This window comes from Pseudomonas sp. UBA7530 (assembly GCF_002479365.1).
Classification (GTDB): domain Bacteria; phylum Pseudomonadota; class Gammaproteobacteria; order Pseudomonadales; family Pseudomonadaceae; genus Aquipseudomonas.
The window spans coordinates 153,198-165,374 of the sequence record NZ_DLMS01000004.1 but is presented as its reverse complement, the minus strand read 5'-3'; the positions used below and the strand labels follow the sequence as shown (position 1 = coordinate 165,374).

11 protein-coding genes are annotated in these 12,177 nt (G+C 61.8%); 3 read left to right on the top strand and 8 right to left on the bottom strand.

What is annotated here, in order from left to right:
* Window positions 1–36 precede the first annotated feature (36 nt).
* Genes B2U07_RS08995 through B2U07_RS08980 form a run of 4 tightly spaced genes read right to left on the bottom strand, consistent with a single transcriptional unit; the run spans window position 37 to window position 5,105 of the window.
* Window positions 37–1,224 (bottom strand): acyltransferase family protein, encoded by a 1,188-nt coding sequence (locus B2U07_RS08995; RefSeq protein ID WP_275546415.1) that lies wholly within the window; start codon window positions 1,222–1,224, stop codon window positions 37–39.
* Window positions 1,221–2,081 (bottom strand): class I SAM-dependent methyltransferase, encoded by an 861-nt coding sequence (locus tag B2U07_RS08990; RefSeq protein ID WP_275546414.1) that lies wholly within the window; start codon window positions 2,079–2,081, stop codon window positions 1,221–1,223. The genes B2U07_RS08995 and B2U07_RS08990 overlap by 4 nt, the downstream gene beginning before the upstream one ends.
* A 13-nt stretch (window positions 2,082–2,094) precedes the next feature.
* Window positions 2,095–3,657, bottom strand: coding sequence for a glycosyltransferase (locus B2U07_RS08985; RefSeq protein WP_275546413.1), 1,563 nt, complete (start codon window positions 3,655–3,657; stop codon window positions 2,095–2,097).
* Entirely contained in the window at window positions 3,657–5,105 is a 1,449-nt protein-coding gene (locus B2U07_RS08980) for a glycosyltransferase (protein WP_275546412.1), read from the bottom strand. Before B2U07_RS08980 ends, B2U07_RS08985 begins: the two co-directional genes overlap by 1 nt.
* 333 nt (window positions 5,106–5,438) lie before the next feature.
* On the opposite strand from B2U07_RS08980, the gene B2U07_RS08975 reads away from it, so the two are divergent.
* The 3 genes from B2U07_RS08975 to B2U07_RS08965 all read left to right on the top strand — a co-directional run bounded on the left by B2U07_RS08975 (window position 5,439) and on the right by B2U07_RS08965 (window position 8,161).
* A complete protein-coding gene (locus B2U07_RS08975; RefSeq protein WP_197858832.1) occupies window positions 5,439–5,759 on the top strand; it encodes a DUF2388 domain-containing protein in 321 nt (106 codons plus the stop codon).
* A 129-nt stretch (window positions 5,760–5,888) separates the two neighbouring features.
* Window positions 5,889–6,209 (top strand): DUF2388 domain-containing protein, encoded by a 321-nt coding sequence (locus B2U07_RS08970; protein ID WP_275546411.1) that lies wholly within the window; start codon window positions 5,889–5,891, stop codon window positions 6,207–6,209.
* The gene (locus B2U07_RS08965) at window positions 6,206–8,161 is read left to right on the top strand and encodes a DUF4105 domain-containing protein (protein WP_296276853.1); all 1,956 of its coding nucleotides are present in this window, start codon (window positions 6,206–6,208) and stop codon (window positions 8,159–8,161) included. Before B2U07_RS08970 ends, B2U07_RS08965 begins: the two co-directional genes overlap by 4 nt.
* A gap of 1 nt (window position 8,162) precedes the next feature.
* Here B2U07_RS08965 and B2U07_RS08960 read toward each other — a convergent pair whose 3' ends face one another.
* From B2U07_RS08960 to B2U07_RS08945, 4 genes are all read right to left on the bottom strand, one after another.
* On the bottom strand, window positions 8,163–9,824 hold the full coding sequence (locus tag B2U07_RS08960; protein ID WP_296276851.1) for a M48 family metallopeptidase: 1,662 nt from the start codon (window positions 9,822–9,824) through the stop codon (window positions 8,163–8,165).
* Window positions 9,825–9,838: 14 nt separating this feature from the next.
* Window positions 9,839–10,204 carry a hypothetical protein gene (locus B2U07_RS08955; RefSeq protein WP_296276849.1) on the bottom strand — a complete coding sequence of 122 codons (366 nt, stop codon included), beginning with the start codon at window positions 10,202–10,204 and terminating at the stop codon, window positions 9,839–9,841.
* 2 nt (window positions 10,205–10,206) lie between these two features.
* Window positions 10,207–11,547, bottom strand: a complete 1,341-nt coding sequence (locus B2U07_RS08950; protein ID WP_296276847.1) for a CHASE2 domain-containing protein — start codon at window positions 11,545–11,547, stop codon at window positions 10,207–10,209.
* Between the two features lie 119 nt (window positions 11,548–11,666).
* On the bottom strand, window positions 11,667–12,071 hold the full coding sequence (locus B2U07_RS08945) for a GFA family protein (protein ID WP_296276845.1): 405 nt from the start codon (window positions 12,069–12,071) through the stop codon (window positions 11,667–11,669).
* Window positions 12,072–12,177 lie beyond the last annotated feature (106 nt).

Here is a 12,177-nt window from a genome sequence, read left to right as displayed (position 1 = left end):
CTTCCTGGTGCGGCCATATGCCGAGCATGCGGGGTTTCAGGGGCCGGACACTGCGCTGGCCGGGTTGGGTGAGCGGTCGTCCTGGCTGCCGGTATTCGCCGCCGGCTCGCGGTCTGTCTGTAGAAAGCGCCTTGCCATAGCAGCGCCGTGCCGGCGCAAGGGCGTTTCGATAAAGCGATAGTTGAGCTCACTGCAGGCGATGATCAGCGCAGCCGCCGTGAACAGGAATGGATAGAACAGCTCCTCGCCAGGTGCTGACTCAGGACTCACGCGATGCCAGATTTCACGCGTGGCGAAAAACGCCGGCACATGGATCAGATAGATGGCATAGGAGCGGCTTCCGACCCACAGCAGCACCTGCCTGAGAGGATTGGCCGGCACGAACAGACGCAGGTCGTAAGAGGCCATCCAGACCAGTAAGGCCGAAAGCACGGCAAACAGGCTGAAGCGGTACGACACCACATTCAGCACTTCGGAGCCCACCACGCCCATGCAGAGAAAGATGCCGGCCATCACCGCCGTGCCCACGCCTTGCCGGCGCAGGAACTCGGGGCGCACCAGAGCGTAGCTGGCGTGCTGACTCCAGATCGCCAACAGTACGCCGAGGGCAATGGCATCGGTGCGGAACATCACGCTCAGCAGCGTTCGGCTCGACAGCAGTTGGACGATCACCACGGCGATCAGCACATAAGGCAGGTAGCGCCGGGTCAGCAGCGCCAGCAGGGGCAAAACCAGATAGAACTGCTCCTCCAGCGACAGGGTCCAGTAGACGAAGCTGGCACCATATTCACGACTACCGAAGGTTTCTGCGAAGCGCAGGTTCGCCACCTGCAGCACGCCGGCTACCGTCGCCTCGACATTTGCCCGCAAGGTGCCGAATGCTCCCGAGTCGTTGAACAGGAAGGATGCCAGCAGTATCAGCGCCAGCCAGATCCAGGCCGACGGCAGCAGGCGCCAGGCCCGACGAATCCAGAATGCAACGGTAATGCGGGTAGACATCTGTGCGTTGTCGCTGGCTTGCAATCTGGGTAACAGATCACGCGCGATGACGAAGCCGGAAATTGCAAAGAACAGGTCAACACCAAAACCGCCACCGAAATAGACACCCAGACGCGCCAGTGCCGGTGTGGTCCAGGTAAACAGGTTGCCCAGCGCATGATGTAAAACCACGAAAAGCACAGCGAACGCGCGCAGTATCTCGATATCGTCGATCCTTCTGCTCATGGCTGCTGCCCCACTGCAAGCGGCTTGCGTGCCAGGATGATCTGAGTCTTGGGCAACGCATCGTCCAGAGCCCGGCGAATCCTGTCTCCTCCGGGCAAGTGAATGGTCTGGTGCCACAGTGACGCCCACTGGTCGAGCAACGGATTGAACGGTCCATGGATCTGATCATGGGTCGCCCCCTGGAACACATGGCCTTCCGCCTCCCTGGTGCCCCAGAACAACATCATCCACAGCGTCCAGTAGAAGCCATAGTACTCGCGCGATTCGATCACCAGCCCTGCGCTTTCCACCAGGTCGGCGAACGCATCTCGAGAAAAGACGTTGATATGGTTGGGCGCCTCGAAATGCACGGACGGGGCAATAACCTGCTGCAGCTCCTCGCTGCGCTGATCGGGCACCGAGATGAAGTACTTGGCGCCAGGACGCCCCACACGCACCAATTCACGCAGGATTTCCAGGGGCTGCTCGACATGCTCGAGAACCTCCAGCGCGATGATCCTGGTGGCCAAGGCATCCGGCAAGGGCAGCGGCAGACTGTCCGATACGATGCCCTGCGATTCACGGGCTGGCGTCTGGGCAACCTGCTCACGCAACGACTCGACCTTGTCCGCCTCGCTGTCGGTGAAGATCACATGGGCGCCGCGTCGGGCGCAAAACAGCGTGCTGCCGCCATGCCCGCAGCCCAGATCCAGCACCGTATCGTCCGCGCTGATGGCAAAGCCACGAAACAGCTCATCGGTCTCGTTCTGAAACCAGCCGCCCATTACGGCATCGACCAGACCACAATCCCGAGAGCCGACGCTGCACACCGCTGCTTCGGCCGGATTGACCGCGGATTCCGGTTCAGGACGGGACATGCCCCGCCACCATTCACGCAAGGCTCGCACGCGCTACCGCCTCCTCACTCAGCAGTGCCTGAATTCGCCCTCGGGCAACCTCTCGCGAGCAGTGCCCACGCATACGCTCGACCGCACTGGTCGCCATACGCTGGTAGCGCTCAGGATCGGTCGTTATGCACTGGTAGGCGTTCAGGTAGGCATCTCGCAAGGAGGCCCAGTCGATCTGATGACGCCGGGTGCGGTAAGCCAGGCGCGGGTCATGCGACCAGGCCGTGAAGTCGAGCCAGCTATCGACTACGAATGCGACCTGCTCGTCGATGTAATCCAGCATCGCCGAATGCCGCGGTGCGACTGCAGGCTTGCCGCAGGATAGAAACTCCATCAACGGCAGGCACTGCCCTTCTCCGTGAGAAGCGTTGACTGCGTAGGCACTGGCCTGGACAAGCGCTTCGAAGTCTTCTCCGTCCAGATAACCATGCAGCAGCACGATGCGGCACTGGAATCTGGGCATGCGCGCCATCCAGATCAGCATGTCGTGCATGGCGGACAGGTATTCATGATGCCCCAGCTTGAATACCAGGGTCGCATCCGGAACGTCACGGAAAGCGGCGCAGAAGGCCGTAAGCATGTCGGCCCAGTTCTTGCGCCCGTCATAAGGATTGAAAAGGGCCGTGAAGATCACTCCGGACAGCTGGACCTCGCATTCACCCGGTTGCCAGTCCGGCATCTTCGGCGTGAGGCCTTTTTCCTCCGGCTGCGGGGGCTCGACCATATTGCGCGGCTCGAGCGGCTTGTCACCATCCTGTACCACTATCTCCAGCGGCGCACCGTCAGGCTTGGGCAACATGGGCAGAAGAGGCTGTAGCACCTTGAGATACCACTCGCCGAGATAACGCCGGGTAATGCGGTAGCGTGATTGCCCATCGTTTTCCGTTGGTACGGTTACCGCCGAGCTGGCCCGTGCACGTGCAGCCGCTCCTTCATGCTCGCGAATGGCCTGCACCACGCGCGCGGTCGCGGCGCTGCCGAATATATGAGGGGCCAGCGCAGGGTCTCGCGTGTCGACCACGACACCCGACGCCATCTTGATCGTCACGCAGCCATTGGGCAGTTGCCCGGCCCACTTCTGCCGGAACGCAGCAAACTTGTCCCAAACGGGTGAAGGTACGGAAATGATCGGAAAACCGTCGCCCAGCTCCCGGCGTACGGCATCGACGATCATCCGAGAATGGGTGATGCCCTGACCGCACTGTCGCAAAACGTGACGCCAGTCCTGCTGAGGCTCATCCAGCCATGATTCGCTGGGAATACTGTCAAACTCCCAGGCAAACACCGGAATTGTGGGGCAACGCAACCGGGTTAGCGTCTTGTGCGGAGGCGAGAACGAAAGGAACACACAGCGCTCGCCAGCGGCGCGAGCCGCTTCATACAGCGGATCGACTTGCTGCTCGGGTTCGTCCACGACCACGATCTCGCCCAGCGTCTGCAGGACAGGCAAGAAGTCGCGCAATACGAAGTAGTAACTGTACTCGGGAAGCCCCATGCTGCTGGCGATCCTGGCAGCGGTGATCTGGGAATAGACCAGAATCTTCATCACGCTTCACTCCCCGCCAGGCCTGCTTTCTCATGTGAGGCCTGGCCTCCCGCCACTCGCCCGAGAAATTCCTCAAGGGGCCCGGCAACCTGGCCGATGGAGGCGAAGGCCCGCATGCGCGCGTCGGCCTTCATCGCCATATCGCGATACTTCTCCGGGCTCTGCGTGATCACCTGATAGCTCTGCTGGTATGCCTCGACCAGCGACTGCCAATTCAGACGGTGACGGTGGGTCATGAAGATGCCGGTCGGATCATGCGGCCAGCAGAAAGGCTCCAGCGCACACTTGATCGTGAAGGCCAGCTGATCGTCCACATAGTCCGCCATGGCGGTATGGGTCGGCGCGATCACCGGGACTCCAGCACTGAGGAACTCCATCAGGGGCAAGCAAAGTCCCTCGCCCGAAGACGCATTCACGTAGTAGTTGGAAGCGGCGATGAGCTGGCGATACTGCTCATCCTGAAGAAAACCATGGAGCACGACGACACGGCAGGCGAACGGCGCCAGGCGCGAAAGCAATGTCATCAATACGATCCGGTAGTACTCAAGATCATGGTGGGTCATCTTGACGATCAGCGTGGCATCCTGCCGGTCCTTGAATGCCCAGCAGAATGCAGTGATCAGCTCCACCCAGTTCTTGCGGCTGTCTGCGGGGTTGAGCACCGTCGTGTATACCACGCCCGATACAACAATCCGGCGGACCTCCGGTTCCGGAGCCGGCTCTGCGACCATCCGCGGCGCTGGCGACTTTTCTTCAGCAATCTCCGCTTTGCGCATCTCCCGCCACCAACCAGCGGCCAGAGCACTGGTCGTCAACCAGGCCTGTCGGAGGCGACTTTGCTCAGGCACCTCATCTACAGGCGGCGCAATCACAACCTCCGGTTTGCGCACCAGACCGTCAGCCGACAAGCCAAGGGTTGGGCTATCGATAACCACTCCGGCGAAGGGGAAGCCTCGTTCGGCCATCATTGGCTTGCCCGCAGCCGGCTGTTCAATCCGGTAACGGTCCCAGACGGGGGCCGGAAGCGCCACGACCGGATAACCGGCCGGCATCGCCTCGCGCACCAGTGCCGCAGCTTCTCGGCTGGTGCTGATGGCACCCTGGATATGAGAAAAGGTGTAGCGCCAGTCGTTCTGCGGGTTACCTTCCCAAGCGATGGAAGGCAGAGTGTCGAACTCCCAGGCGAACACGCAGACGGTCGGACAGCTCAAACCCAGCGGCACTTGATGCGGCGGGCTGAAACTCAGGTAAACGACCTCCTCACCGATACTGCGATAGTGCTCGGCAAGTTGCTCGATCTGTTCGAGACTCTGCACGATTTCCATGCCTGCGACACGCTCGAGAACGGGCAGGAAATCCTTCATGAGAAAGAAGTAACTGTACTCCGGCTTCCCAAGAGAATTATGAATGCTGGCTTGATCGATTTTTGATCCCACGAGGATGATCATGATGCAGAGACAACCCCACCAGTGCCGACGCGAACGATCATGCACTTCTTGATATTGTTATTGGGTCACGACCTGAAAAACAGTGGCATCAACACCCTCGGTAACCACGGAATTTTTCGTAAAATCCAGGAAGTTACCCCAAGAAAACTCCGTTTTTCATGCTCGATCAGCATCGCAACCTTTAACGACGCATGCAACCGTCTCGAGACTGCGTATCATCAAAAAAGTCCTGCCACTGCGCGGTAACTGGCCGTAGCCAGCCTTGCCGCGCTAGGCTTACGTCGCCAGCTGCAGTCCGACTGCGCTCTCCCTGAAATTCTCGAGGAATTCACCTTGGCACAATCTCGTCGCCTGGCTTTCGCCATTCTTCTGCTATCGAGCACATCGGCCTCGGCCAGCAGCTTCGTCGCCACCACGGACACTCTCGGCAGTGCGTTGGCGGGCAGCGCCGAAGCCACTTCAGACGCGACGTCCTCGCTGCGCGATAGCAAGGTCGTGCATGCGGCCCAAGACGACGCCGCCAGCTTCGTTGCCAGCAATGGCGAGCTGCGCGGAGCACGCCTGGAAGCCGCGCTGCGTTATCTGCGCAGCCAGTCGCCGGACCTGCACAGCGCCAGCGATCTGCAGCTGGCAGGCGCCATCCTCTCGCGCTGATTGCCTCGCGTGGCTGCTGACCGCCGCGCCGCCGCCCCGTAAACTACGACGACTTCCACCCTGCCAGCGGAACCGCGCTGGCAGCGGTACGTCCAATTGTCCGTCCTGCAGTTCTCGGAGCCATCTGTCATGCGTCGTTCATTCGCCATCGCCATCACCGCCTGCGTCCTGTTCAGCGGTATCGCCCAGGCGCAAACCGTGGTCGCCACCAGCAACATCGTGGTGCGCGCCCTGGATCGCAGCATCAATTTCACATCCGACACCACCACATCGCTGCGCGACATGAAAGCCGTGGTGCAGGCTCGTGACGACGCCGCCAGCTTCGTCGCCAGCGCCGGTGAGATTCGCGGCGCGCAACTGGAAGCCGCGCTGGAGACCATTCGCCAGCAACTGCCCGAGGCGCAGGCCGCCAGCGACCTGCAACTGGCCGAAGCCATTCTCGCTCTGTGACCCACCTTCTCGCCTGGTGCTGCGGCGCGCTGCTGGCTTTAGCCGCAGGCGTCGCCCAGGCGCAGTTGCGTCTGACGCTGGAAGACAGTGCTCTTGACGCCGCGCAGCGCCAGGCGAGCCAGGCGCTGCTCAACGAGGCGATGGCTGCATTGCCGCCGCGCTTCATCCAGCGCCTGGATCGCGAAGTGAAGGTCAGCTGGCGCACCGGCCTGCCCTCGAAGGTCTACGGCCAGGTTGGACGCTTCAGCGGTATCGAACTGAATGCCGAATTGCTGCCCAGGCTGGTCGATGGCACGGCGGCTCGCAACCAGTCTGGCCGCCATCACGGCACTCAGCGCCAGGAATTGCTGGCCACCCTGCTTCATGAGCTGACCCACCTTTATGACCGTGCTCGCCTATGGCCCGCAGCCGAGCGGCGCCACATCAGCCAATGCCGACAACGCGTCAGCTCGATGGGCCTGGTCGGGTTGCCGGAGGATTGCCGCGGCCAGAGCGAACGGCGTTTCACTCTTAGCGACGATCCGCGCCTGCTCGATCTCGCTGGCTGGCAGCAACGGGTCGGCCAGCGCGGTGCGCGTGATCTGGACAATGGTCAGGTCGCGCGCAGCCCGGACAGCTACGAGCTGACCAATGCGCTGGAGTTCGTCGCGGTCAACCTCGAGTACTTTCTGCTCGACCCCAGCTATGCCTGCCGCCGCCCCTCGTTGGCGCGCTACTTGCGCGAGCACTTCGACTGGACACCGGCCGGCGAGCCCTGCGCCAGCGACTACCCCTACCTCAACGCCGGGCGCGATTTCGCCGCTCAGCCCCTGGGCCGACTCGACCCCGAGCGCGTGTATGAGGTCGATTACCTGCTCGCCGAGGCCAACGATGCCTGGATGAGCCGCTGGGGCCACAGCATGCTGCGCCTGGTGGTCTGCGCGCCGGGGCGGCCGCGCGGCCCGGACTGCCGGCTGGATCTCAACCACCACCTGGTGCTGTCCTACCGCGCCTTCGTCGGCGACGTGCAGCTGTCCAGCTGGGATGGACTGACCGGCGTCTATCCGTCGCGCCTGTTCGTCCTGCCGCTGGAGCAGGTGATCGACGAGTACACCAAAGTCGAGCTGCGCAGTCTGGCCTCGGTGCCGTTGCGCCTGACGCGCGATGAGCTCGAACAAATGGTGGTACGCGCCGCCGAACAGCACTGGAGTTATGACGGCGACTACTACTTCGTCTCCAACAACTGCGCGGTGGAAACCCTCAAGTTGCTGCGCAGCGGCACCGGCAATCCGCGCCTGCAGGCGCTGGACAGCATCCTGCCCAACGGTCTGCTGGAGCTGATGGATGCTCGTGGCCTGGCCGACACCAGTGTGCTCGACGATCCGCGAGAAGCACTGCGCCTGGGCTATCGCTTCGACTCCTTCCGCGAACGCTACCAGGCCATGTTCCGCGTCCTGCGCGAGCGCCTGCCGATCACCCAGGACAGCGTCGAGACCTGGCTGGAACAGCCAGCACAGGTTCGCAGCCAGTGGTTCACCAAGGCTGATCTGCGCGCCAGCGCAGCCCTCTTGTTGCTGGAACAGGCCGCGCTGCGCCGGCAATTGCTATTGGCGCAGGACGAACTCAAGCGCCGCTACCTCACCGGCCGCGCCGCCGGCGACCCGAGCCTGAACAAGGCCGGCGCCGCGCTGGAGCAGATTCTCGCCAACAGCGGCTTCCTCAGCCGCCCGGCGGAGCTACTCGAAGGCGGCTACGGCTTGCCGCAGCAGCAGGAGTGGGAGCGCCTCGAGGCCAGCAGCCGTGACCGCCAGCAGCAGCTACGCCAGCTCAGCGATGAGCTCGATGGCGAAGTGCGCAACCTGCTGCAGCCCGAGCGTCTGGCCGAGCTGGAAGCCAACGAGGCCAACCTGGTTGCGCTAGGCGAACACCTGCGTGCATTGCACAAGGCAAGTGGCGGCCTGGAGCTGCCTTAAGTCAGCTACCGAACAACTTGCCCACCGAGGGCAGGCCGAGCTGTTGCAATGGGTTGGCGGGCGCTACTTGTGGCTTGAAACGACCAATCGCCGACTCGCACTGAGCCAACAAGCCCTTGCTGGCACTGCTTTGGCATGACTGGTAGGCCTGCTGCGCCTGCGCCACCCGCGCGCCTTGCAGATGCACGGAGATTTCCAGCGGCGTCATCAATTGGCTGCCCCAATGCGCCTGACCACGTTGCAAATAGCGCTCGGCCTGAGCTTGGCGGTTAAGACTCAGCGAGAGGGTGATGATCTGGTCATAACTTGAGAGAGACGCGTATTGCCACTCACCCTCCGGCACCTGCTCCAGATTGGCCAGCGCGTCCTTGTAGCGCCGCTGCTGGACCGCTAGGACGAATTGCAAAGTCTGCGCACGCATACTCTTGGCTGCAGGCCCCTTCGCCACCTCCCTGGCCAACTTGCGCGCTTCGTTCAGATCACCCTTGTCGATGGCCTTGGTCGCACGATTGATCAGTACCTGTCCGGCTAGAATCTTGCCGCTCTGGCCTCCGAGAAGTTGCCGCTGATAACTGGCAAGTTGCGGGCTTCGGCGTCTCTCGCTGCGGTACTCACTGGCGATATAACGCGCCAATGCCTCCTCGCGCTGAGCGGGCAACTGGTGAGTCTTGCCAAAGTCCTTCCACACATCCACAACCGCCAGTTGCGCGGCTGTCATGCCACTCTGGAGCCCTTGTTCGAGCAAACCGCTGACGCCTTTTTTCTGCATCGCCTGGCTGAACAGCTGTTTCTGCTGAGCCTGATAGCGCTGCAACTGGCTGACGTTGCTGCCTTCGAAGCTCTGCAGGCGCTGGATGCCATGCACCGCCCCCCGCGGCGAGTAACCCGCACGGCTGAGCAGGTCGACTGACAGCAGGTCGGCCTCGTCTTCCTGTGCCCGCGTCCAGCTACTGTTCCAGAAGTTATCGGATACCGCCTTGAGCAGGCTGCCCGAGAGGCTGCTCTGGACGATGGTCTTGCCCACGGCATCAGGATTACCCACCACCAGCTTGCGCGACGTGCCGCTCTTCTGGCTTTCCATACTCGCCAGGGTCGCACCCAGGCTGACCGCCGTCACCGAAGCATCCAGCAGTTTTTTCTGCTGATTGAAGAAATGCTCGCGATCGAGGTGCCCAAGCAACAAGTGGGCTGCTTCATGCCCAAGCATCGCGGCCAGCTCATCCTCGCTCTCGATGGCCTGCAAAGTCCCCAGATTGAGGTAGATGATATTGTCTGCGGTGGCCCGTGCACCGAAGCTCTCCGAGGCGCTGAAACGCACCCTGATATCCGGTTTGGCGTGCGGCCAATGCGCCAGCAAGCGAGCCAGCACCTGATCGCAATAGGCCTGCAATTGCGGCGCCTGGAAGCTTTCGACCTGCGCCATCTGCTCGGTCAGATCCAACTTGCCGAAACCACGCACTTCATCCGGGTCGGCAGCGCCGGCCAAACGATCGACCAACGCATTGTTCAACCAGGAATTATTGGTCACCGGCTGCAGCGCCAGCGGCCGCGCCCGCGGACTGTCGATGAACTTGCCTTCCAGCGGCGCCTGGCTGGTCATGGGCATCTGCTGGCAACCGAACAACAACAGGCAGCTTACTGCCAGAGCCATTTCCTTACGCATGAAGCCTCCTTGTCTTACTTGCCGCAGGCTTTCGAATAGCCCATCACGCCATTGGTCTTGCTGTCTGCCAGCAAGCTGGTCTCGGCAACCTTGCGGCAATCGAAATCAACGGTCTTGCCTTGATTGAGCTTCACGTCCAACGGGTCGAGCCAGACCTGGCGTTCACCCACGGCAATCAGCAACAGGTTCCTGGTCTCGCTGAAGCTGATCACCTGCACCTCCGGCGCAGGAAGCTGGTCACGACTCATGTCGCCGAGAAACTCGCCCTGCTCGTCATACACAGCGACCTTTTCCAGCGGATAGCCGATGATCTTCAGTGGCTCCTGCGCCCATGCCGGCATACTGCACAGCAACAGCCCGAATGCTGTGGCTCTGAACATTGCTAGATCTCCCTTTCAGTTGATGTGCGACGCGCACGCTGGTGCCACCATTCGGCAACCCTGGCTTCACCCAGGTAGGCGTAGAACAGGCCGATCATCAGCACCAGCCCAAGCCAGTCGAATGGCGCGATATGCAACCAGCGCGCGAGATAGAAACTGCTCAGCAGCGCCAGGCTGCTGAGCAGAACGAACCAGAACAGGTAATGACTGGCGCAGCGGTAGAGGCGCCCCCCCTCGCTGCGCGGCTGCTGCGGAATCCATAGCGCGACCACGCCAGCGATCAGCAGAAAGCCGATCTCCAGCCAGTCGCTGAGGCTGATGCCGAACCAGCCGTCCGGTGCCGCGCGCCAGTAGCTTTTCTCCTGCGTCAGCAGGTTATCCAGAGCCATCGCATGCACGTACACGCCTGGCAACAGACCCTGTACCGGGCTGCTGACCAGATCCGGGATACCACGGATATGCGCGCCCAACAGCACATGCTTGCCACGCAAGACCTCGGCGACACTCGGATCACGCAACTGATTGGCATACAGGGTGCGGGTATAGGGGCAAGGCTGGGGCCGCTCGACTTCACCGGCGACACGCAGCGAACGGAATGCATCGGCGGCCAGCATGCTCAGGAGCTGTCCCCAATCGCCACGCTGCCCACGCACGTCACAGCCGCTCAGGTCGACGAAACCTTGCATGCGTGCGTCGCTCCAATAGCCCCAACGCACCAGCAATGGCACCTCGAAGCCTTGCGGCGAACAATCCTGTGCCTGACAAGCGACCTGGTACAACTGCAACGCTGGCGTACGCAGCTCGCCCTGCGGGCTCTGCAACAACAGCGGATAGCGCTCACCGTAGCCACTCCAGTTAACCGGAGCCGTGCGTGCCACGCTGGAAAATTCGGGCAATACCAGCGAGCGCCCGTGCGCATCGTGGTAATCGGCGAGGATCAGCGGCACGCCCTGTTCACGAAAGGTGCCCAGCGCCCGCTGTAGGCCCTCGGTGGGGCCACCGTCATAGCGCCTCTGGGTATAGAGCAAGTCGACGAAGAGCGACTTGGGTTGATAGCTGAGCAACTGGCGCAACAGGCGCGCCTGCTCGCCGTAACGCAGCGGCCAACTGGCGCCCATGCTGGCCAACGCCTGATCGTCGATCAGCACCACCACCACCTCTTCCTGCCCAGCCTCGGGGTAGAAAGGCGCGAGCATGCGCAGCAGCCAGGTTTCGCTATGACGATCAGAGGCGTCCCGCAGACCGAACGGGTTGAAGAACGCCACGAAGAGCATCAGCAGCAAACCCACTGCAGCGCCGGGTTTGCTCAGCAATGGAGCAATAAGAATTTGCCTGAGGCGCATCCCTGAAAACACAAGAACATCCCTGATATAGCCAGGGGCAGGAATGTGACACAGCTCACAGGCAAAGCAAACAACATTTTGACATCAAAATAATGGCACCGAGATCGACGGCGACCTGATCACGCCATGTTCTCCCCGTCTTCGCACGGCAACTGTCCGTCCAACTCCAGCCATGGCAAACGGCTACTCACCCAGATATGCCGATCAGCCGGGCCCTTCTGTGGCTCGTCCAGAGTGGCGACGGTCACATCCATTGTTTCAGGGCTAAGCGAGGTGAACAGCGCCAGATGCGCGCCACAATTGCCACAGAAATAGCGCGTGCAGCTGGCCGACGAAGCGAAAGCCTTGGGCGTACCGCGCAGCCAGTGAAACGCCTGGCGCGGCACCGTGGCCCAGGTGGTGAGAATGCCGCCGCTGCTGCGCCGACAGATCGAGCAATGGCAATGAGCAATGTCCGTCAGCGGCGCAGCGATAAGGTAACGCAGCGCGCCACATTGGCAGCCGCCTTGATGTTCGATCGTCATACCGCCTCCGCCTTGCATTGCCCGGCGCCGCTGACCAAGATAGGCGCTCACCACCGTCGGGGATTGCCGTGATAGACCTGTTGCTGGCCTTGTGGCCGCTGTTCGC